Source organism: Paracoccus liaowanqingii, assembly GCF_004683865.2.
Lineage (GTDB): Bacteria > Pseudomonadota > Alphaproteobacteria > Rhodobacterales > Rhodobacteraceae > Paracoccus > Paracoccus liaowanqingii.
Genome location: NZ_CP038439.1, coordinates 3,000,927 through 3,023,888, shown reverse-complemented (window position 1 = coordinate 3,023,888; position 22,962 = coordinate 3,000,927). Strand labels below are relative to the sequence as shown.

General features: G+C 67.8%; 21 protein-coding genes. 10 read left to right on the top strand and 11 right to left on the bottom strand.

Annotated elements, in window-relative coordinates; translation table 11 throughout:
- The first annotated feature begins 33 nt into the window (after nucleotides 1-33).
- On the top strand, nucleotides 34-909 hold the full coding sequence (gene trhO, locus E4191_RS14605) for an oxygen-dependent tRNA uridine(34) hydroxylase TrhO (RefSeq protein WP_135314044.1): 876 nt from the start codon (nucleotides 34-36) through the stop codon (nucleotides 907-909).
- Nucleotides 910-984: 75 nt separating this feature from the next.
- Here trhO and E4191_RS14600 read toward each other — a convergent pair whose 3' ends face one another.
- Nucleotides 985-3,249: an NADP-dependent malic enzyme gene (locus E4191_RS14600; protein WP_135314504.1), complete on the bottom strand. Its 2,265-nt coding sequence runs from the start codon at nucleotides 3,247-3,249 to the stop codon at nucleotides 985-987.
- Between the two features lie 182 nt (nucleotides 3,250-3,431).
- Nucleotides 3,432-4,157, bottom strand: coding sequence for a peptidase (locus E4191_RS14595; protein ID WP_135314043.1), 726 nt, complete (start codon nucleotides 4,155-4,157; stop codon nucleotides 3,432-3,434).
- Between the two features lie 190 nt (nucleotides 4,158-4,347).
- Between E4191_RS14595 and E4191_RS14590 the strand changes: the two genes are divergently transcribed.
- Complete coding sequence (locus tag E4191_RS14590) at nucleotides 4,348-6,309, top strand: bifunctional 2',3'-cyclic-nucleotide 2'-phosphodiesterase/3'-nucleotidase (protein ID WP_135314042.1); 1,962 nt, start codon at nucleotides 4,348-4,350, stop codon at nucleotides 6,307-6,309.
- A gap of 93 nt (nucleotides 6,310-6,402) precedes the next feature.
- On the opposite strand, the gene E4191_RS14585 is transcribed toward E4191_RS14590, so the two are convergent.
- The 3 genes from E4191_RS14585 to E4191_RS14575 are packed head-to-tail and all read right to left on the bottom strand — an operon-like array spanning nucleotide 6,403 to nucleotide 9,599.
- Nucleotides 6,403-7,212 carry a transglutaminase family protein gene (locus E4191_RS14585; protein WP_135314041.1) on the bottom strand — a complete coding sequence of 270 codons (810 nt, stop codon included), beginning with the start codon at nucleotides 7,210-7,212 and terminating at the stop codon, nucleotides 6,403-6,405.
- A gap of 3 nt (nucleotides 7,213-7,215) precedes the next feature.
- Entirely contained in the window at nucleotides 7,216-8,172 is a 957-nt protein-coding gene (locus E4191_RS14580; protein ID WP_135314040.1) for an alpha-E domain-containing protein, read from the bottom strand.
- A 14-nt stretch (nucleotides 8,173-8,186) separates the two neighbouring features.
- A complete protein-coding gene (locus tag E4191_RS14575; protein ID WP_135314039.1) occupies nucleotides 8,187-9,599 on the bottom strand; it encodes a circularly permuted type 2 ATP-grasp protein in 1,413 nt (470 codons plus the stop codon).
- A gap of 327 nt (nucleotides 9,600-9,926) precedes the next feature.
- Between E4191_RS14575 and E4191_RS14570 the strand changes: the two genes are divergently transcribed.
- Both E4191_RS14570 and E4191_RS14565 read left to right on the top strand, forming a co-directional pair.
- Nucleotides 9,927-10,259, top strand: a complete 333-nt coding sequence (locus E4191_RS14570; protein ID WP_135314038.1) for an STAS domain-containing protein — start codon at nucleotides 9,927-9,929, stop codon at nucleotides 10,257-10,259.
- Nucleotides 10,256-10,765: an ATP-binding protein gene (locus E4191_RS14565; protein ID WP_135314037.1), complete on the top strand. Its 510-nt coding sequence runs from the start codon at nucleotides 10,256-10,258 to the stop codon at nucleotides 10,763-10,765. Before E4191_RS14570 ends, E4191_RS14565 begins: the two co-directional genes overlap by 4 nt.
- 28 nt (nucleotides 10,766-10,793) lie before the next feature.
- Here the strand turns inward: E4191_RS14565 and hspQ are convergent, their stop codons facing one another.
- The 6 genes from hspQ to E4191_RS14535 all read right to left on the bottom strand — a co-directional run bounded on the left by hspQ (nucleotide 10,794) and on the right by E4191_RS14535 (nucleotide 17,111).
- Nucleotides 10,794-11,126: a heat shock protein HspQ gene (gene hspQ, locus E4191_RS14560; protein ID WP_135314036.1), complete on the bottom strand. Its 333-nt coding sequence runs from the start codon at nucleotides 11,124-11,126 to the stop codon at nucleotides 10,794-10,796.
- 89 nt (nucleotides 11,127-11,215) lie between these two features.
- A complete protein-coding gene (locus E4191_RS14555; protein WP_135314035.1) occupies nucleotides 11,216-11,680 on the bottom strand; it encodes a CreA family protein in 465 nt (154 codons plus the stop codon).
- A gap of 4 nt (nucleotides 11,681-11,684) precedes the next feature.
- Nucleotides 11,685-12,407 (bottom strand): metallophosphoesterase, encoded by a 723-nt coding sequence (locus E4191_RS14550; protein ID WP_135314034.1) that lies wholly within the window; start codon nucleotides 12,405-12,407, stop codon nucleotides 11,685-11,687.
- Between the two features lie 70 nt (nucleotides 12,408-12,477).
- Nucleotides 12,478-14,067 carry a phosphoglycerate dehydrogenase gene (serA, locus tag E4191_RS14545; RefSeq protein WP_135314033.1) on the bottom strand — a complete coding sequence of 530 codons (1,590 nt, stop codon included), beginning with the start codon at nucleotides 14,065-14,067 and terminating at the stop codon, nucleotides 12,478-12,480.
- Between the two features lie 120 nt (nucleotides 14,068-14,187).
- Complete coding sequence (locus E4191_RS14540; protein ID WP_135314032.1) at nucleotides 14,188-15,333, bottom strand: phosphoserine transaminase; 1,146 nt, start codon at nucleotides 15,331-15,333, stop codon at nucleotides 14,188-14,190.
- Between the two features lie 272 nt (nucleotides 15,334-15,605).
- Nucleotides 15,606-17,111 (bottom strand): ABC transporter substrate-binding protein, encoded by a 1,506-nt coding sequence (locus E4191_RS14535; protein ID WP_135314031.1) that lies wholly within the window; start codon nucleotides 17,109-17,111, stop codon nucleotides 15,606-15,608.
- Between the two features lie 397 nt (nucleotides 17,112-17,508).
- Between E4191_RS14535 and E4191_RS14530 the strand changes: the two genes are divergently transcribed.
- The 6 genes from E4191_RS14530 to E4191_RS14505 all read left to right on the top strand — a co-directional run bounded on the left by E4191_RS14530 (nucleotide 17,509) and on the right by E4191_RS14505 (nucleotide 22,948).
- Nucleotides 17,509-18,186 carry a hypothetical protein gene (locus tag E4191_RS14530; RefSeq protein WP_135314030.1) on the top strand — a complete coding sequence of 226 codons (678 nt, stop codon included), beginning with the start codon at nucleotides 17,509-17,511 and terminating at the stop codon, nucleotides 18,184-18,186.
- Entirely contained in the window at nucleotides 18,176-18,469 is a 294-nt protein-coding gene (locus tag E4191_RS14525; protein WP_135314029.1) for a hypothetical protein, read from the top strand. The genes E4191_RS14530 and E4191_RS14525 overlap by 11 nt, the downstream gene beginning before the upstream one ends.
- 263 nt (nucleotides 18,470-18,732) lie before the next feature.
- A complete protein-coding gene (locus E4191_RS14520; RefSeq protein ID WP_228461357.1) occupies nucleotides 18,733-19,524 on the top strand; it encodes a FadR/GntR family transcriptional regulator in 792 nt (263 codons plus the stop codon).
- A 32-nt stretch (nucleotides 19,525-19,556) separates the two neighbouring features.
- Entirely contained in the window at nucleotides 19,557-21,065 is a 1,509-nt protein-coding gene (locus E4191_RS14515) for an ABC transporter substrate-binding protein (RefSeq protein ID WP_135314028.1), read from the top strand.
- 66 nt (nucleotides 21,066-21,131) lie between these two features.
- Nucleotides 21,132-22,079 carry an ABC transporter permease gene (locus E4191_RS14510; RefSeq protein WP_135314027.1) on the top strand — a complete coding sequence of 316 codons (948 nt, stop codon included), beginning with the start codon at nucleotides 21,132-21,134 and terminating at the stop codon, nucleotides 22,077-22,079.
- Nucleotides 22,076-22,948: an ABC transporter permease gene (locus E4191_RS14505; RefSeq protein ID WP_135314026.1), complete on the top strand. Its 873-nt coding sequence runs from the start codon at nucleotides 22,076-22,078 to the stop codon at nucleotides 22,946-22,948. Before E4191_RS14510 ends, E4191_RS14505 begins: the two co-directional genes overlap by 4 nt.
- Nucleotides 22,949-22,962: the final 14 nt, after the last annotated feature.

Genomic DNA, 22,962 nt, shown 5'->3' with positions numbered 1-22,962 from the left:
CCTTGGCGGGCGCGGCTGTCTAAAGCCGCGCCCATGCCGACCGTCGCCGCGCTCTATCATTTCGCCAGGCTTCCCGACCCTGCCGCGCGGCAGGCGCCGCTTTTGGACCTGTGCCGGGTGCAGGGCCTGTGCGGCACGCTGCTGCTGGCGCCCGAGGGCATCAACGGCACCATCGCCGGACCCCGCAACGGCATCCTGACGGTGCTGGACCATCTCCGCGCCTGGCCCGGCTTCGCCGCGCTGACGTGGAAGGAAAGCCCCGCCGACACCCCGCCCTTCGCCCGCATGAAGGTCCGCCTCAAGCGCGAGATCGTCACGATGGGCCAGCCCGACGTGGACCCGGTGGCGGCGGTGGGCCGCTATGTCGCCCCCGCCGACTGGAACGCGCTGATCGAAGCCCCCGACGTGGCGGTCATCGACACCCGCAACGACTACGAGGTGCAGATCGGCACCTTCCGGGGCGCCGTCGATCCGGGCACGAAAAGCTTCCGCGACTTTCCCGCCTGGTGGGCCGCGAATGCCCACCGCTTTCAGGGCAAGCGCATCGCGATGTTCTGCACCGGCGGCATCCGCTGCGAGAAATCGACGAACTATCTGCTGTCGCAGGGCGTCCCCGAGGTCCATCACCTGCAGGGCGGCATCCTGAAATATCTCGAGGAGATCCCGGAACAAGACAGCACCTGGCAGGGCGACTGCTTCGTCTTCGACCAGCGCGTCAGCCTGACCCACGGGCTGGCCCCGGGCCGCCACGGCCTCTGCCACGCCTGCCGCCGCCCGCTCTCTCCCGAGGATCGCCGCCACCCCGAATACGAGGAAGGCGCCTGCTGCCACCGCTGCGCGGACGAATACACCGAGGCTGACCGCGCCCGCTTCCGCGAGCGCCAGAGACAGGTCGACCGCCTGTCCTGACCTGCCTTGGGTCCGCACATATCCTCGGGGGGAGGCGCCGTCAGGCGACGGGGGGCGGACAGCCCCTGTGCGAGTTCAGCCCTGCGCGCCGACGCCGCCCGCCGCGATGGCGGCCATGTTCAGGATGTCGCTGACCGTCGAGTTGGTCGAGCAGATCTGGATGGGCCGCGCCACGCCGGTCAGGATCGGCCCGATCACCGTGGCCCCCGCCATCTCCTGCAGCAGCTTGACCGAGATCGAGGCCGAGTGCCGCGCCGGCACGACCAGCACATTGGCGGGCGCGGTCAGGCGGCTGAAGGGATAGCGCGCGGCGGCCTCGATGTTCAGCGCCACATCGACGGTCATCTCGCCCTCGTATTCGAAATCCGCGCCGCGCGCGTCCAGCACATGGGCGGCCTGCGACATCTTGGTGGCGCGCTCGCTGACCGGATAGCCGAAGTTGGAGAAGGACAGGAAGGCCACGCGCGGCTCCAGCCCCAGGTTGCGGGCGACGGCGGCGCCACGGGTGGCGATCTCGGCCAGATCCTCCGCCTCGGGCCATTCATGGACCAGCGTGTCGCCGATCAGCACGATCCGGCCCCGGTGCAGCACCGCGGTGATGCCCACCGCGCCATCCTGCGGGCGCACGTCGAAGACCTGCCCGATCTGCGCCAGCACGGGGGCGTTCTTGCGCGTCACCCCGGTGACCAGCCCGTCGCCATGCCCATGCGCCAGCATCAGGGCCGCGAAGACATGGCGGTCGCGATTGGCCAGCTTGAAGGCATCCTCGCGGTCCACACCCTTCCGTTGCAGGCGCTGGTACAGGAACTCGTGATAGGCATCCAGATGGCGGGTATTGGCGGCATTCACGACGCTGATCTCGCGGAAGGCATCGCCCATGCCAAGCGCCTCCAGCTCGGCCTTGACCTCGGCCTCGCGGCCCACGACCAGCGACTGGCCCATGCCGCCGCGCTGCCAGGCCACGGCGGCGCGCAGCACGCGCGGGTCGTCGCCCTCGGCAAAGATCATCCGTGCCTGCTTCTGTCGCGCGCGGGCATGGATGCCCTGCAGGATCGCCGCCGTCGGGTCCATGCGGTTCTTCAGCGTCTGGACATAGCCCTCCATGTCGATGATCGGACGGCGCGCGACGCCGGTCTCCATCCCGGCCTTCGCCACGGCGGGGGGGATCACGTGGATCAGGCGCGGATCGAAGGGCGTCGGGATGATGTAATCGCGCCCGAATTGCAGCTTGCGGCCATAGGCGATGGCGACCTCGTCGGGAACATCCTCGCGCGCGAGCTTGGCCAGCGCCTCGGCGCAGGCGATCTTCATCTCGTCATTGATGGCGCGGGCGTGGATGTCCAGCGCGCCCCGGAACAGATAGGGGAAGCCTAGGACGTTGTTCACCTGGTTGGGATAGTCGCTGCGGCCCGTCGCCACGATCGCGTCGGGGCGGACGGCATGGGCGTCCTCGGGCGTGATCTCGGGGTCGGGGTTCGCCATGGCGAAGATGACCGGGTTGTCGGCCATGCTGGCGACCATGTCCTGCGTCACCGCGCCCTTGGCGCTGACGCCCAGGAAAACGTCGGCGCCCCGGATGGCGTCTTCCAGGCTGCGGGCCTCGGTCACCACCGCATGGGCCGATTTCCACTGGTTCATGCCCTCGGTGCGGCCCTGATAGATGACACCCTTGGTGTCGCACATGATGCAGTTGGCCTGCCGCGCGCCCATGGCCTTCAAGAGTTCCAGACAGGCGATGCCGGCGGCCCCCGCGCCGTTCAGCACGATGCGCACGTCCTCGATCCGCTTGCCCGACAGTTCCAGCGCGTTCAGAAGGCCCGCCGCGCAGATCACCGCCGTGCCGTGCTGGTCGTCATGGAAGACCGGGATGTCCATCAGCTCCTTCAGGCGGCTTTCGATGATGAAGCATTCGGGCGCCTTGATGTCCTCCAGGTTGATGCCCCCGAAGGTCGGACCCATCAGCTTGACGGCATTGATGAACTCGTCCGCATCCTCGGTGTCCAGCTCGATGTCGATGGCGTTCACGTCGGCGAAGCGCTTGAAGAGCACCGCCTTGCCCTCCATCACCGGCTTGGAGGCCAGCGCGCCCAGATTGCCCATCCCCAGGATCGCGGTGCCGTTCGAGATGACGGCGACCATGTTGCCCTTGGTCGTGTAGTCGTAGGCCGTCTCGGGCCGGTCGGCGATGGCCTGCACGGGGACCGCGACGCCGGGCGAATAGGCCAGCGACAGGTCGCGCTGCGTGGTCATGGGGGTCGAGGGGATGATGTCGTATTTCCCCGGGCGCGGCTCCATGTGATAGGCCAGCGCCTCTTCGGGGGTGATGCGGGTGCGGCTGATCTTGTCGGTCATGGGGTCCCCCCTTGGGCATTACGTCGCGTCTGCTTAGCGCGTCATCCCTGCCGCATCAACGCGCATGCCCGGCGGGGGCGCCGACGGAGGGGCTGAGGGGGGCGCTGCCCCCGTCCTTCGGACTCCCCCGGGATATTTCCGCCAAGATGAAGGCGGGGGTCGCCGAGGGGTCAGATGGTGACCTTGACGAAGCTGTCGCGCAGGGCGGCGGACCAGGCGGCGCTCATCTGCGCGAAGTCGGGGTCGCCGTCCAGGATGCGGCGGCGGGTGGTCACGGCGCAGGCGCCCTGTTCGATCACCGCCATGTCCAGCGGCATGCCGACAGACAGGTTCGAGCGCAGGGTCGAATCCATGGACAGCAGCACCGCCTTCTGCGCATCGGCCAGACTGGTGGCAGGGGTCACCACCCGGTCGAGGATCGGCTTGCCGTACTTGTGTTCGCCGATCTGCAGGAAGGGCGTGTCCTCGGTGGCCTCGATGAAGTTGCCCTCGGGATAGATCAGGAAGAGGCGCATGTCGCCGCCGGCGCGCTGCCCGCCCACGATCATGCTGGCCGAAGCCTGCTGTTTCAGGTCGCGGCACTGTTCGGCGATCTCGCGCCGGGTGCGGGTCAGCGTGTCGCCGATGATCGTGGCCACGCGCAGCATGGTGGGCGCCTTGAGGATCGAGGTCGTCTCGTCGGCCAGTTCGTCCTCGATCGCCTCGTCGAGGCGCGCGATGGTGGTCTGGGTGACCGAGAGCGAGCCCGCCGTCATGATCGTGATGATGCGTTCGCCCGGGTTCTCGAAGAAGAACATCTTGCGATAGCACGAGATGTTGTCCAGCCCCGCATTGGTGCGGGTGTCCGACAGCAGCACCAGTCCGGCGTCCAGTTTCAGCCCGACGCAATAGGTCATCGGCATGTCTTTCCGTTTCTCGATCCGGCGAAGACTAGGACCGGGGCGCGGGGGGCGCAATCGCTCGTTTCGGATGAGGGGGCGGGAATGCCCGCCCGGGTGGCAGCCCGGCGCCTGTCATCAAACTGTGGGTCGCCGCGGGCGCGGAAATCGCCCATCCTGCGCCGGACATCACCAAGGAATGACGACCATGACCAAGATCTTCGTCCTGTCGCGCCGCGGGTTCCTGTCTTCGGGGGCCGCCGGGCTGTCGCTGATGGTTCTGCATCCCTATTCCGCCCGCGCCGAGGCGGGGCAGGCGCATCTGCGGATCATGGAGACGACCGACCTGCACGTCCATGTGTGGCCCTACGACTATTACGCCGACCGGGCCATCGACACGGTGGGCCTGTCGCGGACCGCGGCCCTGGTCACTGCCGTGCGGGCCGAGGCGACCAACAGCCTGCTGCTGGACAATGGCGATTTCCTGCAGGGCAACCCGATGGGCGATTATATCGCCTATGAGCGCGGCATGCCCGAGGGCGCGTCCCATCCGGTCATCCAGGCGATGGACGCCCTGGGCTATGACGGCGGCACGCTTGGCAATCACGAGTTCAACTATGGGCTGGAGTTCCTGGAGCGCAGCTTGGCGGGCGCCGGCTGGCCGGTGGTCTGCGCCAATGTCGAGATCGTCGAGGAGAGCGGCGCGACGCTGCTGCCGCCCTATGCCGTGCTGGAGCGCGAACTGGTCGACGGGGCGGGCGAGGCCCATCCGATCCGCATCGGCATCATCGGCTTCGTGCCGCCGCAGATCATGCAATGGGACCGCGCCCATCTGGAGGGCCGCGTGACCGCCCGCGACATCGTCGAGGCGGCCGAGGCCTGGGTGCCGCGGCTGCGCGCCGAGAGCGTCGATCTGGTCATCGCGCTGTGCCATTCGGGGATCGGCGCCGTGGCGCACGAGCCGGGGATGGAGAACGCGGCCATCCCGCTGGCCGGGGTCGAGGGGATCGACGTCATCCTGACCGGGCATTCGCACCGGGTCTTTCCCGGCCCGGATTACGAGGAGGCCGAGGGCGTGGACGTGGCCGCCGGCACCATCGGCGGCAAGCCCGGGGTGATGGCCGGGTTCTGGGGATCGCATATGGGGCTGGTCGATCTGCTGCTGCAGCGACAGGGCGACGGATGGGTCGTGGCCGGCCACGAGGTCGAGGCGCGCCCGATTTCCGAGCGCGACGCCGAGAACGCGGTCGTTCCCCTGGTCGAGAGCGTAGCGGCTATCGAGGAGGCCACGGCGGCCGAGCATCAGGAGACGCTGGACTATGTGCGCCGCCCGGTGGGTCAGACCAGCGCGGCGCTCTACAGCTATTTCGCGATGGTGGCGGACGATCCGTCGGTGCAGGTCGTCTCGAACGCGCAAAGCTGGTACATCGCGCAGATGCTGGCGGGGACCGCGCATGAGGGGCTGCCGATCCTGTCGGCAGCGGCGCCCTTCAAGGCGGGCGGGCGCGGGGGGCCGGACTATTTCACCGACGTGCCGGCGGGCGATATCGCCATCCGCAACGTGGCGGACCTCTATCTGTATCCCAACACCATCCGCGCGGTGCGCGTCACCGGTGCAGAGGTCAAGGACTGGCTGGAGCGCAGCGCCGGGGCCTTCAACCGGATCGTGCCGGGCGAGGCCGACCAGCCGCTGCTGAACCCCGAATTTCCCAGCTTCAATTTCGACGTGATCGACGGGGTGACCTATCGGATCGACCTGTCGCAGCCCGCGCGCTTCGACGGCGAGGGGGCGGTCGCGGATCCGGAGGCGAACCGCATCACAGACCTGGCCTTCGACGGGCAGCCGGTCGATCCGGAAGCGGAGTTCATCATCGCCACCAACAACTACCGCGCCTCGGGCGGGGGGGCGTTTCCGGGGGCGGACGGGACGACCATCGTCTTCGAGGGGCCGGACACGAACCGCGACGTCATCGTGCGCCATATCGTCGAGCAGGGGGTCATTGATCCGGCGGCGGACGGGAACTGGTCGTTCGCGCCGCTGGAGGGGGCTTCGGTCCTGTTCGAGACGGGGCCGGGGTCGGCAGCCTATCTGGACGATGTCACGGCGCTGCGGATCGAGCCCGCGGGCGAGACGGCGGAGGGGTTCGCGCGCTATCGCATCACCCTGTGACGGCGGCCGGACCGGGGGACGGGGCCGCACCGGGGGCTTCGCGCCCCCGGACCCCCGCGGGATATTTTCGCCAAGATGAAGGGGGAGGCCGGTCTACTGCGGCATCTCCTCGACCCGGACGCTGACGTCGAGTTCCTCGGCGCCGGTGCCCATGGCGATGCCGCGGATCGGGGCGGCGTCGGCGGAATCGAGGCCCGAGCCGAGCCGGACATAGCGTTCGTCCGGGCAGCAGCGGTTGGCCGCATCAAAGCCGATCCAGCCCAGCCCCTCGACCTGGATCTCGGCCCAGGCATGGGCGGCGTCATGGGCCTGCCCGTCGATGGTCGAGTGCAGGTAGCCCGAGACGTAGCGCGCGGGCAGGCCGCGCAGGCGCGCCAGAGCGGTCAGCGCATGGGTGTGGTCCTGGCAGACGCCCTCGCCCAGGGCCAAGGCCTGGGCGGCGGTGGTGCCGGTCTGGGTGACGCCGGGGCGGAAAGCGATGCGGTCGCTGACCGCCGCCGACAGCTTGTGCGCCAGGTCCAGCTGGTCGGTCGTGCCGGTGATGCCGAAGGCCAGCTCGCGCAGCGCCGGGTCGGGGCGGGTGACCGAGGTGTCGCGCAGATAGGTCAGCGGGTTGATCATCTCGCGATGGCCGCGCAGCACGCCCGCCATGTCGCGGGTGTCGATGCGCCCGTCGATGCGGATGGTCACATGATCGACCGGGCCGCGCACGGTCCAGCCCTCGATCCAGTCGCCGGCACCGTCGCGGAAGCCCGGCCCCCGGATGCCGCCCGACACGTCGATCGTCCAGTCGTGCATCTTCTGCCCCTCGAAGACCGAGGGGGTCAGGCGCAGGCTTTGCACCAGGTTGCGGATCGGCTGGTCGTAGCGATAGACGGTCTCGTGCGAAATGCGCAGCTTCATGGCTCACGCCCCTCCCAGCAGGTAATCCTGGTGCACCAAATTCGAGATCTCGGCCAGTTCGCGGATGAACCAGCTGAGAAATTCGTGCAGCCCCTCGTCGAAGATCATCTCGATGTCGCGGGCCTGCAGCGCGGTCAGCACCTCGCGCGCCTTGTCGCGGGCCGAGATCGGCACGCCGTCGCCGTAGCGCCGCGCCAGCCCTTCCAAATGCCAGACCGTCTCGTAGAGCGAGGTGATCAGCGCGCGGGGGGACTCGCCGTTCAGGATCAGGAAATCGGCCACCTGTCCCGCGGTGATGTCGCCGCCATAGGCCCAGTGATAGGCCCGGTGCGCGGACAGCGCGCGCAGGATCACCTGCCACTGATAGGTGTCGAGGCCCGAGCCCACGAACTCGATCCGCGGGAGCAGGACGAAGTACTTCACGTCCAGCAGGCGGGCCGTGGCGTCGGCCCGCTCCAGGCCATAGCCCAGGTTCATGAAGTGCCAGCCGTCATTCCTGAGCTGGGTCGCGTTGATCGCGCCGCGCACGGTCGAGGTGTGGCCGGTGGTGAAATCGGTCAGCGAGGCCGTGTCCAGCTTGGACCGGGGCAGCCGCTCGATCTTGCGCAGTTCCTGGTAGGACACGTTCAGCGCGTCCCAGACCTGGCTGGTCAGGGCCGTGCGCACGATGCGTCCCGATTCGCGGGCCTTTTCCAAACAGCTGGCCACCGAGGAGGGGTTGGCGCGGTCGAAGAAGATAAATTCCTCGATGTTCTCCTGGGTGATGTCGCCGTATTTCTCGCGGAACAAGTCCGAGCTGCCCGAGGCCTGCAGCAGCGAGTTCCATTCGTTCTGATAGCCCAGCTCGGTGTTGGGCAGGAGCGTGATCCGCTGGCCCACGTCCAGCAGACGGGCGGCGGTCTCGGCCCGTTCCAGGTTGCGGCCCATCCAGAACAGGTTCGATGCGGTACGGCTGAGCATTGTGGCTCCCCCTCTCATTCGGACAGGACCCAAGTGTCCTTGACGCCCCCGCCCTGCGACGAGTTCACGACCAGGCTGCCATCGCGCAGCGCCACGCGGGTCAGCCCGCCCGGCACCAGCTCGATCCGGTCGCCGCAGAGGCAATAGGGCCGCAGATCGACATGGCGGGGCGCGATGCCCTCGTCCACGAAGGTCGGGCAGGTGGACAGGGCCAGCGTGGGCTGGGCGATGTAGTTCGACGGATTGGCCTGGATCTTGAGGCGGAAGGTCTCGATTTCCTCTTTCGTGGATTTCGGGCCGACCAGCATGCCGTAGCCGCCCGAGCCATGGACCTCCTTGACCACCAGTTCGGGCAGGTGCTCCATGACATAGCGATAGTCGTCGTCCTTCCACAGCGTCCAGGTCTGGACGTTGTTCAGGATCGGTTCCTCGCCCAGATAGAAGCGGATCATCTCGGGGACGAAGGTGTAGATGGCCTTGTCGTCGGCCACGCCCGCTCCCGGCGCGGAACAGATCGACACCCCGCCCGAGCGATAGACATCCATCAGCCCCGGGATGCCCAGCATCGAATCGGGGCGGAAGCACAGCGGGTCCAGATAGGGATCGTCGATCCGGCGATAGATCACGTCGACGCGCTTGGGGCCCGTGGTGGTGCGCATGTAGACGAATTCGCCGTCCACGAACAGATCCTGCCCCTCGACCAGTTCGACGCCCATCAGGTTGGCCAGGAAGCTGTGCTCGTAATAGGCGCTGTTGTAATGGCCCGGCGTCAGGATCACGCAGGTGGGGCGGTCGCTGCACTTGGCAGGCGCCACCGATTCCAGCGTGCGGCGCAGCAGGTCGGGGTACTGGTCCACCGGCTCGATCCGGTTGTTGCGGAACAGCTGCGGGAACATGCGCATCATGATCTCGCGGTTTTCCAGCATATAGCTGACGCCCGAGGGCGTGCGGCAATTGTCCTCCAGCACGTAGAATTCGTCCTTGGCGGTGCGGACAAGGTCGATGCCGATGATGTGGGAGTAGATGCCGCGCGGCGGCACGACCCCCACGACGGATTTCTCGTAGGCCTCGTTCTGATAGACGAGCCGCGCGGGGATGCGGCCGGCGCGGATGATCTCTCCGCGGCCATAGACGTCGCGCAGGAAGGCGTTCAGGGCGCGGGCGCGCTGCTTGATGCCGCGTTCAAGGCGGCGCCATTCGGCCTGCTCGAACACGCGGGGCATCATGTCGAAGGGGATCAGCCGGTCGGGATCGCCGCCCTCGCCATAGACCGCGAAGGTGATGCCGATGCGTCGGAACAGCGCCTCGGCCTCGGCCTGCTTCATCTGGCGGAAATCGTCGGGCATCGTCTCGACCCAGTCCCGAAGCCGGGCATAGGGATCGCGCACGCGATCGCCCTCGAACATCTCGTTGTAATAACTCATCATCCCCCCATTCTGTGGCGCATTGTCCGTCCGGGCTGTTCTGTGACCTTGATGATCCGCGCCCGGTTCCGCGATGTCCACAGAAGAACCGGAACGGTTGCCTGTTAGTTCCGCATCCTTGGGACAGGGCCGGGGCCGGCGTCCGGGTGCCCGAGGGCCGTTGCCGCATTATTGTGCAACTTATGTTAAGTCGGTGGCCGGGGCGGGCGGCCTGCGGCGGGCTCGAGACGTCGGGTTCTTCCGCAGTTTTTTCCGGCAGGGCTCGTTTGCTAACCGGATCGCAACCTTTCCGCCTTAGCGCTGAGGAACCCGCGCAAGGAAGGACCCCGCATGCAGTTCATCGTCGAGGATGCCGACACCCATCTGCACATCAAGGTGCTGGACGCGCGCATCGACGCCGCCATCGCCACGCCCTTCAAGGACAAGCTGCGAGAGATCGTCGCCCCCTGCCGCAAGCCGGTGCGGCTGGACATGGCGGCAGTCGATTTCATGGACAGTTCGGGCCTGGGCGCGATGATCGCCGTCCGCAAGAGCCTGCCTCAGCATCTTGCGATGGTCCTGTCGGCGCTGACGCCCAATGTCGAACGCGTTTTCCGACTGACCCGGATGGACAGCGTCTTCGACCTGCAGCCCCCTCCCGCCCAGAAGGAGCCCGATGCATGACAGCCACCGGACGGTCCGACCCCGATATCGGCTGCCCGGCCAGATGCCGGGCGCAGCCGATGTTCCACCGCGTGCTGGACGCCAACCCCGTCACGGTGCGCGCCGCGCTGCAGGACGTGCGCCAGCGGTTCCTGCCCGAGGTCAGCGAGGACACGCTCGGCCGTCTGGAACTGGTCCTGGCCGAGGTGATGAACAACGTCACCGAACACGCCCCGCTCGAAGGGCCCGACCCCGCCCCGGCCGTCGCCCGGCCGCCGGTGATCCACCTGTGCATCGTGCGCCATGACGGCGGCCTGGCCTGCGCGCTGACCGATGACGGGGTGTCGCTGCCCGAGGGCTGCATCCTGCCGCGCAGCCTGCCCGCCCTGATCCCGGGCGATCTGCCCGAGGGCGGGTTCGGCTGGTTCCTGATCCAGGATCTGACGCAGGCGCTGTGCTATTACCGCGAGGACAGCCGCAACTACCTGGCCTTCAGCCTGCCCTTCGTCCCGCCCGAGCCGACGTGACCGGCCATGCCGCCCGACCGTGGTGCCGTCAGTTCACCGGGCCGGACAGGTAATAGCGCCCATCCTCGAAGGCGCCGAAGCGGTCGGCCAGTTCCGGATGGTCCAGCGGCTCGCCCGACACGTCGGGCTCCAGGTTCTGCTCGGACACATAGGCCACGTAATAGGTCGCCTCGGTCTCGGCCAGCAGGTGATAGAAGGGCTGGTCCTTGTGGGGCCGCGAGTCCTCGGGGATGGAGGCGTACCATTCCTCGGTATTGGCGAATTCGGGATCCACGTCGAAGATCACCCCGCGAAAGGGCCGCGAGCGATGGCGCACGACCTGTCCCAGGCTGTACTTCGCTTGACGGCTCTGGCTGTGCATCGGGGGGCTTCCTTCGGTCACGATCCGCGTTCACGCGCAGGTCAGCGCGTTCTCTAGCGCGCCACGGCGATTCTGTCCACATCGGGCCCTCAGGGGGCGATGTCGCCCTCGGCCAGGGGCACCGTCGCCATCGACATCTTGGCGGACCCCTCGCTGATCTGGCTGGCATGGGCCAGATACACCAGCACCCGGTTCTGGGCATCCCAGATGCGGCGCACCCGCAGCGACTTGAAGACCAGAGAGCGGCCCTCGCTGAACACGTCCTCGCCGTCGCTGTCGGGATCCAAGCCCGAGGCGTCGATGGGTCCGGTCCGCGCGCATTGGATGGCGCTGTTCGACGGATCCTCGAACCAGTTCCCCTGGCTCAGCCGATCCAGGACCGAGCGGCTGAAATAGGCCAGATGGCAGGTCACGCCCGGCACGTCGGGGTCGCGGATCGCCTCGATGACGACATCGTTGCCGACCCAGTCCACGCCGACGCGGCCGATCTCGTCGGCGCGGGCGAGGGGGGCGGCGATCAGCAGCAGGGCGGCGGCAAGGGGGATCAGGCGCATGGGCTCACTCCACGGGCAGGGGATGGCGACCGTGATCGGTCAGCAGATGCACGGCGCCGCGTTCGATCACGGCGGCGGACAGGGGCCGGCCATAGGCCGCGCCGCCATCCAAGTTCAGCCGGTTGGGATAGTGCGTGGGCCGGTCCAGCGCGGTATGGCCATGCACGACCAGCACGCCGAAATCGGCAGGGCTGTCCAGGAACCCCTGGCGGATCCAGACCAGATCGTCCTCGGCCTGATCCTGCAGGTCGATGCCCGGGCGGATGCCCGCATGCACGACCAGCGCCAGCGGATGCAGGTACCACAGCGGCAGCGCTGCCAGGAACCGCGCGTGCTCCGCAGGCACCGCCCGCCGCGCGGCGTCCAGCAGCGCATCCCGCGGCTGGTCGGGATCCACGCCATAGGATCGCAATGTCGCCGCCGCCCCCAGCCCCGGATGATCCACCCAGTGCTGCCCCGAGGACAGGCCGGGATCGATCCAGTCAGGGTCGTTCAGGAAGGCTGGCAGGAAGCGGTCATGATTGCCGCGCGTGACGATCCAGGGCCGCCCCGCGCGCTGCCCGCGCAGCAGATGCTCCACCACGCCCCGCGAATCGGGGCCGCGGTCGATCAGGTCGCCCACATGGGCGATGACCGCATCGGGGCCGCCATCCTCGAAGATCCGCTGATGCGCGGCCTTCAGCAGGTCCAGCTGTCCGTGAATGTCGCCGATCGCGTAAAGTCGCATCTGTCACCTGGTCGCGGCATGCGGCGAAGGGGACCGCACGCCCCTTGGGTAGGGGCGTGCGGGCGGCAGGTCAAACCTCGAATTGCAGCCGGCGCGCCTGCAGGAACTTGCCGGTCGCCTCCAGCGCGGACAGGGCCCCGTCGCTGATCGCCTCGTCCAGATAGAGGATCGCGATCGCGTCCGAGCCGCCCGCAGACCGCCCGAGCGTGAAGTTCGCGATGTTCACCCCCAGATCGCCAAGCGTCATGCCAAGCGCGCCGATCACGCCCGGCACGTCCTTGTTGCGGGTGTACAGCATGTGGCTTCCCACCTCGGCATCGACATTGATGCCGCGGATCTGGATGAAGCGCGGCTTGCCGTCGCTGAAGACCGTGCCGGCGATGGACCGCTCGCGCGTCTCGGTCACGCAGGTCAGCTTGATGTAGCCCTCGTAGACGCCGGCCTTGTCCTGCCGGGTGGTCGAGACCTGCACGCCGCGCTCCTTCGCCATGACCGGGGCCGAGACCATGTTCACGTCCGGATTGCTGGCCTTCATCACCCCCGCGATGACGGCGGCGTTCAGCGCGTTCAGGTTCATCTCGGACACGACGCCGTCATAGAGGACGTTGATCGCCTTGATCGGCTCGTCGGTCATCTGCCCGACAAAGGCGCCCAGATGCGCGGCCAGCTTGATCCAGGGCCCCATCACGGACGCCTCCTCGGCGGTGACCGAGGGCATGTTCAGCGCGTTCTGCACCGCGCCCGTCAGCAGATAATCCGACATCTGCTCGGCAACCTGCAGGGCGACGTTCTCCTGCGCCTCGGTGGTGGCGGCGCCCAGATGCGGGGTCACGACGACATTGGGCAGGTTGAACAGCGGGCTGTCGGTGGCGGGCTCGACGGCAAACACGTCGAAGGCGGCGCCTGCCACGCGACCGTCCGTCAAGGCCTCGGCCAAGGCCTCCTCGTCGACCAGCCCGCCGCGGGCGCAGTTGATGATCCGCACGCCCGGCTTCAGCTTGGCGATCGCCTCGCGCGACAGGATGTTGCGGGTCTTGTCGGTCAGGGGCACGTGGAAGGTGATGAAATCGGCCCGGCCCAGCAGATCGTCCAGCTCGACCTTGGTCACGCCCAATTCCTTGGCGCGATCCTCGGACAGGAAGGGATCATAGGCCAGAACCTTCATGTGCAGCCCCAGGGCGCGGTCGATGACGATCCCGCCGATATTGCCCGCGCCGATCACACCCAGGGTCTTGTTGAACAGCTCGACCCCCATGAAGCGGTTCTTCTCCCACTTGCCGGCATGGGTGCTGACGCTGGCCTCGGGCAGCTGCCGCGCCACGGCGAACATCATCGCGATGGCATGCTCGGCGGTGGTGACGCTGTTGCCGAAGGGCGTGTTCATCACGATGACGCCCTTCTTGCTGGCCGCCGGGATGTCGACATTGTCGACCCCGATGCCCGCGCGCCCGATCACCTTCAGATGGCTCGCCGCTTCCAGCAGCTTCTCGGTCACCTTGGTGGCCGAGCGGATGGCCAGCCCGTCATATTGCCCGATCACCTCGGCCAGCTTGTCCTTGTCCTTGCCCAGATCGGGCAGGTAATCCACCTCGACACCGCGATCGCGAAAGATCTGGACGGCGGTTTCCGACAGCTTGTCGGACACGAGAACCTTCGGCATGTGACTTGTCCTTTGCATCGCGCCGGGCACCCAGGGCCTCGCAGCGCTTTCATCTTGGGAAAAATATCCTGCAGGGGGTCCGGGGGACGCAAAGTCCCCCGGCCTTCGCGGGATGCAGAATTACTGCGCGGCCAGCTCGCTGCGATAGGCCCATTCGATCCACGGCATCAGCGCCGCGACATCCGCCGTCTCGACGGTCGAGCCGCACCAGATCCGCAGCCCCGCGGGCGCATCGCGATAGGCGCCCGCATCCAGCGCGACGCCGTCCTTCTCCAGCCGCTTGGCCACGGCCTTGGCGAAGGCGGCCCCGTCCCTGATCGCGGGATCGGTGAACTTCAGGCAGACGCTGGTGGTCGATCCGGTCGCCGGATCCTCGGCCAGATCGGCGATCCAGTCCTTGTCCGCGATGAAGTCGCGCACCGCGCCCGCATTGGCATCCGCCCGTGCGATCAGTGCCGGCAACCCGCCCAAGGCCTGCGCCCAGTCCAAGGCCACCAGGTAATCCTCGACCGCCAGCATCGAGGGCGTGTTGATCGTCTCGCCCTTGAAGATGCCCTCGATCAGCTTGCCGCCCTTGGTCATGCGGAAGATCTTGGGCAGCGGCCAGGCGGGGGTATAGGTCTCCAGCCGGTCGACGGCGCGGGGGGACAGGATCAGCACGCCATGCGCGCCCTCTCCGCCCAGCACCTTCTGCCAGCTGAAGGTCACCACATCCAGCTTGTCCCAAGGCAGGTCCATCGCAAAGGCGGCGCTGGTCGCGTCGCAGATGGTCAGGCCCGCGCGGTCGGCGGGGATCGCATCGCCATTCGGAACCCGCACGCCACTGGTCGTACCATTCCACGTGAAAACGACATCGCGGTCGAAATCGACCTCGGCCAGGTCGACGATCTTGCCGTAATCGGCGGTGCGCACGGTGGCATCCAGCTTCAGCTGCTTGACCGCGTCGGTCACCCAACCCTCGCCGAAGCTCTCCCAGGCCAGCATCTCGACCGGACGCGCGCCCAGCATCGTCCACATCGCCATCTCGACCGCGCCCGTGTCCGAGCCCGGGACGATGCCGATGCGATAGTCTGCGGGCACGCCAAGGACCTCGCGGGTCAGGTCGATGGCCCGGGCCAGCTTGGCCTTGCCGACGGCGGCACGGTGCGAGCGGCCGAGCGGCGCGTCCGACAGCATGTCCAGCGAATAATGGGGGATCTTGGCACAGGGGCCCGAGGAAAAACGCGGATTTTCCGGCCGCGCGGCCGGGATCGGAAGATCTGTCATCTGGCTAGCCTTCCAGCTAAAGGCCCCTCGTTGGGGAGGGGTGTCCCACCCCGGGACATACGCCGGCAGCAAAAGTCCCGCAAGCCCCGTCAGCCCGCCTCGATTGGTTCGCAAAGGTTCGTCCGCGGCAGGGCGGCACCGCACCGCCCGCACCAGGACCCGGAGAGGAAAAATCCCCGGGGGCGGGCGCCACCGGGGACAGGTTTCGACCGGCACGGGGCCGTCCGGTCCAGCCCTCCCCCGGCGTCAGGGCCGGGGGAGGGCCTGCAGGATCAGCCCGACACGCCGCGCAGGCGGATGATGCCGTCGGCATAGGGCTCGAAGCCCTCGATCCCCTGGCGCATCGTGTAGAAGTACTTGATGTGGTACAGATAGATCAGCGGCAGGTCCATTTTCAGGATCTCGCGCGTCTGGTCGTACAGCGCCTTGCGGGCCTCGGGATCGGGCTCGGAGCGGGCCTGGGCCAGCAGGGCGTCGATCTCGTCGTTGCGGTAGTGCTGGTCGTTGTTGGCGCCGTCGGTGCCCACGAAGGGGTGGATGTTGGCGTCCGGGTCGATCCGTCCCGACCAGCCCTGCAGCGACATGTCGAAATTGCCCGCGACGTTCTCGGCCAGCAGCGTGGCGAATTCGGTCGCGCGCAACGAGATCTCGAACCCGGTCTCGGACGCCATGGCCTGGATCACCTGGCCCACCTGCTGGGCGATGGGGTTGTTGCCGATCTGCATCTCGACGCGGATCGGCGTTTCGACGCCGGCCTCGGCCAGCAGCGCGCGGGCGGCCTCGGGATCGCGGGCGGGGATCGGATCGGTCTCGTCGTAGTAGAACGAGCCCGGCGCCGCCCATTGGTTGCCCGGCACGTACTGGCCCTCGAAGACGACCTGGTTCAGCGCCTCGCGGTCGATGGACAGCGACAGGGCCTGGCGCACCCGCGCGTCCGAGCCGAGCGGCCCTTCGGCGCGCGCGCCGTTGCCCACGTTGATCGTGATGCCCTGATAGCCGATATTGGCCACCTCGAACAATTGCAGGCGGCTGTCCTCGCGGATCGAGGGCACGTCGGCGGGGGCGGTGCGCTCGATGATGTCCATGTCGCCCGAGCGGACATTGGCCAGCCGCACGGTCGTGTCGGGGATCGGCAGATAGATCACGCGGTCATAGTGGTATTCGTCAGCCTCCCAGTGATCGGCGAACTTCTCCAGCACGATGCGGTCGCCCTCGACTCGCTCGGCGAAGGAATAGGGGCCCGAGCAGACCGGGGCGCGCCCGAAATCCGCACCCGCCTCGTCGGCGGCGTCGGGGGAATACATGCGGCCCGCGTGATGGGCCAGCTGCGCCAGCAGTGTCACGTCGGGGGCGTTCAGCGTGATCGTCAGCTCGTGGTCGCCCGTGGCCTCGACCGAGGCGATCGAGGACAGCTCGCCCCGGCGGCGGCTTTCCTGCAGCGTCATGTTCCGGTCCAGCACGCGGCGCGCGGACTCGGCGTTGAAGGGCGTGCCGTCGTGATGGGTCACCCCCTCGCGCAGCGTGATCGCCAGCGACATGCCGTCCTCGGCCCAGGTCCAGTCGGTGGCCAGTTCGGGAATAATCTCCATGTCGGCATTGGTGTTGAACAGCCGGTCGCAGAGCTGTTCATAGACCAGCGAGGACACGAAGGTGCGCGACTGCGCCGGATCCAGCGAATCAGGATCCTCGTTCAGGCCGATGCGCAGATCGGCGGCGGCGGCCATGCTGCCGAAGGCGACGGTGCCCAGGGCGGTGGCCATGAAGGTGGTGAGTTTCATCAGGGTCTCCCAGTTGGTTTCTTATCGTTGACGCGTGGCCGTTCGGGCCGTGTCGCCGGACCGCGGATGGGGTCGATGCCGGGTCGTTCGGCATGGTGGTCCCTGTCGGCGGAGCTGCCCGCATGAAACCCTGCGCGCGACCGGGTTCGGTGCGGATCGCGAGGGGCTGCAACGTGGAACCACTTGTCATTGGTTCACCCTAAGGTTTGTGGGCGGCCTCTGGCAACCATGGTGTGCGAGCCAGGCGAATCCGGAGCGCCGATGCCCAGCAATCCGTCACCCGAATGCGTCCGCTAGGCATACCGAGTAGTTCAAAAACCGGATTGACCCCTTGGGCGATCCGGGCCCTGATGGCCTTTGGGGGATCGCAGGCGCCGGCCTGTCAGGGGAGAAGCCGATGACCGAACGATACCAAGGGGCGCAGGATGACCGGACAGGCCCGCGCCCGCTGCTGCGGCTCTGCCTGATGGCCGGGTTGGCCTCTGCTGCGGCGGGAACGGCGGCCCGGGCCCAGCCTGCCGAGGCGCCGGTCCTGCCGACGGCCGAGCAGACCCTTGCCCTGCTGCCCGATCCCGAACGCTATCGGCTGGTCATCCTGGACGAGGGCCTGTCGCCGGATGCCGTGCAAATCATCGGCACCCGGATCATCGACACGCTTGGCGAGGATCATTTCTTCGGCGCCGTCGCGGCCCATCTACCCAAGGATTCTCGGCAGCTGGCGATCCGCCTGCGTGCCAAGCTGCACTCGATCGAGGCGGCCGAACGGGCCGCGCTGGACGATTGCGAGGCCGAGCGGACCGAGGGGGCCTCGGCCTGCCGACTGATTGGCCAAATCCTGCCGGAAGAGTGGACCGACGACACGCCCGACCTGTCCCATGACGTCATGTACGCGCTGTCGCAAAGTGCGGGCAGACTCGACGGTCCGATCGTCGTGGCCCGGTCGCGCGATACGGCCAGCTGGGCCATCTGGGGCGGCGAGGATACCCGGCAATCCGCGCTGGACGAATGCAACGCGGCCGTCCGGGCCGCAGGGGCGGTGCCCGATTGCGACATCGTGGTCGAGGATGCCCCCTGAGAAGGTGCGCGGGACGCGGATCGTGCCGCGTCGCCTGCCGCAGGGGGTCGCGTGGGACCTGATCGGCGGCCTGGCTCGGGTCGTTTCGTGCCTGGCCGCAGGCATGGCGGCGGGCTTCGGTCTTGCACGGATCGCGGTCTGGTATGCTGCCGGAGAGGCCCGGGGCGGCGAGATGCTGGTAATGGGCATGGGGGCGCTTACCGGGGCCGGGCTGGGCTTTCTGGTGGGGATGGTCTGGGCATTCCGCTGGCTGCAGGCGCGGCGATCTGGCCCGGCAGGGTAAGGCACGTCGGGGCGCTGCTGGGTTCTTCCGTGCAGGGGCTGCCTTTTCGACGCCTCGGCTGACGGTTTTCAGATTTTGCCCATCATATGGGCATTTCTTTGTGTCGCGCGGCAAGACAAGAAACCAATCGCTTGAAATGGTTCGGCTTCTGCTGCCCGCGGATGGGCGGGTGATGTGCGCCGATGCCGTCTTGCGATCAATGAGGAAGGTCGCCGGCCAGTTGCCCCAGCAGAAGCCTTGCATTGTGACGAATCTGTGGCACCATGAACCAAATCACGATTGGTTCGGGCATGATGGCGTTTTCGGATGACGAGACGATCCAGGCCGAGGGCAGTGCGACCTCGACCTATGCGCTGGCACAGCTGCGCGCCTATATCGACGCGCAGGGCGACCGGCAGGGCAGCCGCCTTCCGACCGAGCGCCAGCTGGCCGAAGAGATGGGCGTCGGGCGCCGCGCCGTCCGCCGCGCGCTGGAGGTGCTGGAGAACGAGGGCCGCATCACCCGCCGGCAGGGCGCGGGAACCTTCATCGGCAGCCCGCCCGCCCAACCCGTGACCCGCGACGCGCTGATCGGCGCCACGGATTTCTTCGAGATCATGGAGGTCCGGCTGCGGCTGGAACCGCAGCTGGCCGCGCTGGCCGCCCTGCGCGGCAAGCCTGCCCAGATCGCGCGCATGTACGACCTGTCGGACCGCATCGCGCAAAGCCAGGACGCCGACGAGGGCGAGCTGTGGGACGGCGCGCTGCACCGCCAGATCGCCGAGGCGGCGGGCAATGCGCTGTTCCTGTCGCTGTTCGACATCGTGAACCAGGTGCGCCAGGACGCCGCCTGGCAGGCGGTGCGCGAGCGGGCGCGGGGCGGGCTGGCGGGCCATGCCGTCCCCGTGGCCCAGCACCGCGCCATCGTCGAGGCCATCGCCGCCCGCGACCCGCAGGGCGCCGCCGAACGGATGCGGGTGCATCTGTTCAGCATCCAGGAAAAGCTGATCCGCCTCGGCTCCGCCGATGCCGATCTCTCCGCAACCCCAGAGCCGGGACAACCGGCCATCGCCTGACCCCCCAAGGCCCCACCCCACAGGAAGACATCATGACCCGATTTCTGTTGACCGCCACCGCGCTGAGCGCGCTTCTGACCGCCATGCCCGCCGCCGCGCAGGAGATGCGCATCGGGCTGCAGGACGATGCCGACATCCTCGATCCCGACCAGTCGCGCACCTTCGTGGGCCGCATCGTCTATGCGGGCCTGTGCGACAAGCTGGTCGATCTGGACGGCGAGGCCAACATCATCCCGATGCTGGCCACGGACTGGGCCTATTCCGACGACGGGCTGGAGCTGGCGATGAACCTGCGCGACGGCGTCGTCTTCCATGACGGCACCGCCTTCGATGCCGAGGCGGTGGTGGCCAACATCACCCGGTCGATGACGCTGGAGGAATCGCGCCGCAAGTCCGAGCTGTCCTCGGTCGCCAGCATCGCGGCGACGGGACCGATGCAGGTCACCTTCACCCTGACCGCGCCCGACGCCTCGCTGGTGGCGCAGCTGTCGGACCGGGCGGGGATGATGATCTCTCCGACCGCCGCCGAAGAGGCGGGGGCCGATTTCGGCCAGAACCCGGTCTGCTCGGGCCCCTTCCGCTTTGTCGAGCGCATCCAGCAGGACCGCATCGTGCTGGAGAAGTTCGAGGATTATTACGACGCCGACCGCATCAACATCGACCGCGTCACCTATCTGCCGATCCCCGACACGACCGTGCGCCTGGCCAACCTGCGCTCGGGCGAGCTGGACATGATCGAGCGGCTGGCCGCCCCCGACGTGGCTTCGGTCAGCCAGGACAGCGGGCTGACCATGCAGGAGACGGTGGGCCTGGGCTACATGGCCATCTATCTCAACATCGGCAATGGCGAGCGGTCCGAGACGCCGATGGGGCAGGACCCCCGCGTGCGGCAGGCCTTTTCCATGGCCATCGACCGCGAGGCGCTGAACCAGGTCGTCTTCGAGGGCACGGCGGTGGCGGGCAACCAGCCCTTCCCGCCGACCTCGCCCTGGTTCAACACCGATCTGCCGGTGCCCGCCCGCGATGTCGAAGGCGCGCGCACCCTGCTGGCCGAGGCGGGGATCGACCGCATGCCGGTCGAGATCCAGCACGCCAACAACCCCGTCGTCACGCAGATGATGCAGGTCGTTCAGGCGATGGTGGCCGAGGCCGGGTTCGACGTGACCCTGCGCGCGACAGAATTCGCCACGCTCTTGTCCGAACAGACGGCGGGCAACTTCCAGCTGTCGCGCTCGGACTGGTCGGGACGTCCCGATCCGGACGGCAACCTGCACCAGTTCGTCACCTGCGAGGGCGGGATCAACGATCCGCGCTATTGCAACCCCGAGGTCGACCGCCTGCTGAACGAGGCCCGCGCCTCGACCGATCCTGCGGTCCGCAAGGCCGCCTATGACGCGGCGGGGGTGATCCTGAACCAGGACCTGCCTGTGATCTACCTGGGCCACCAGACCTACATCTTCGCGCTGGACGACAGCGTCCAGGGCTTTCAGGCGCTGCCCGACGGGATGATCCGCCTGCAGGACGTCACCATCGCCGAGTGATCCCGGCGCGACCTTGGCGGGGGGCGCGTCCGCGTGCCCCCGTCCGACCGGTGAAAGGACCCCCCCATGCTGATCTATATCGCCAAGCGCCTGCTGATCGCGCTGCCCACGCTTCTGATCGTGTCGATGCTGGTTTTCGGCCTGCAGCACCTGCTGCCGGGCGACCCCGTGCTGGCCATGGCCGGAGAGGAACGCGACCCCGAGACGCTGGCCCGCATCCGCGCCAGCCTGAACCTGGACCAGCCCATCCCGATCCAGTACCTGCGCTGGCTGGGGGGTGTCGTGCAGGGCGATTTCGGCACCTCGCTGCGCACCGGAGAGCCGGTCTCCGCGCTGATCGCGCAGAAGCTGCCGGTGACGATCCAGCTGGCGGTGATGGCGATGATCTTCGCCGCCCTGATCGGCATCCCCACGGGCATCATCGCCGCCGTGAACAAGGGGTCCGCCGTGGACTGGGCCGCGAACCTCGTCGCGCTGTCGGGCCTGTCGATCCCGAACTTCTGGCTGGGGATCATGCTGATCCTTCTGGTCTCGGTCAATCTGGGCTGGCTGCCGGCCTCGGGCTATGAATCGCCCTTCGTCGATCCGTGGCGGTCGTTGCAGACGATGATCATGCCCGCCTTCGTGCTGGGCACCGGGCTGGCCGCGACGCTGATGCGCCACACCCGGTCGGCCATGCTGGGGGTGATGAGCGCGGATTACATCCGCACCGCCCGCGCCAAGGGCCTGACCCGGCGCGAGGTGATCCTGAAGCACGGGTTCCGCAACGCGCTGCTGCCGGTCATCACCCTGACCGCGCTGCTGTTCGGGGAATTGCTGGCGGGGGCGGTGCTGACCGAACAGATCTTCACCATCCCGGGCTTCGGCAAGCTGATCGTCGATGCGGTCTTCAACCGCGACTATGCCGTCGTGCAGGGCGTGGTCCTGTGCACCGCCGTGGGCTTCCTGCTGATGAACCTGATCGCGGATGTCCTCAGCGTCCTTCTGAACCCCCGGATGAGGGCCGCATTATGAGCGCCGCCGACACCCAACTGGCCCCCGCCGCCCCGCGCGCCAAAAGCCGCTTCTGGACCAAGTTCCGCCGCAACCGCGCGGCCATGGTGGGGGGCGTCATCGTGGCCTTCTTCGCGGCTCTGGCCATCGCCGCGCCGATCCTGCCCATCGACGACCCGCTGGCGACCAGCTGGACGGCGATCCGGCTGGCGCCCTCGGCCGAATACCCGATGGGCTCGGACGAGATCGGGCGCGATATCCTGTCGCGGATGATCTGGGGGGCGCAGGCGTCCCTGATGGCCGGGGTGATCTCGGTCTTCATCGCGGTGGCCTCGGGCGTGCCCATCGGGCTGATCGCCGGCTATTTCGGCGGCTGGACCGACACGATCATCTCGCGCTTCACCGATGCGCTGCTGGCGATGCCCTTCCTGATCATGGCCATCGCGCTGGCCGCCTTCCTGGGGCCCAGCCTGTCGAACGCGATGATCGCCATCGGCCTGTCGGCCATGCCGATCTTCATCCGCCTGACCCGCGCGCAGGTCATGTCCGTCAAGACCGAGGATTACGTCGAGGGCGCCCGCGCCATCGGCCTGGGCCACATGGCGATCATGCGCCGCTACATCCTGCCCAACATCATCCCGCCGATCATCGTGCAGGCCACGCTGACCGTCGCCACCGCCATCATCGCCGAGGCCTCGCTGTCCTTCCTGGGACTGGGCCAGCAGGCCCCGGCGCCCAGCTGGGGGTCGATGCTGAACGTTGCCAAGAACTTCCTGACCCAAGCGCCGTGGATGGCGTGGTGGCCGGGGGCGGCGATCTTTCTGGTCGTGATCGGCTTCAACCTGATCGGCGACGGCCTGCGCGATGCGCTGGACCCGCGCGAGCACTGAATACCAAGGACATT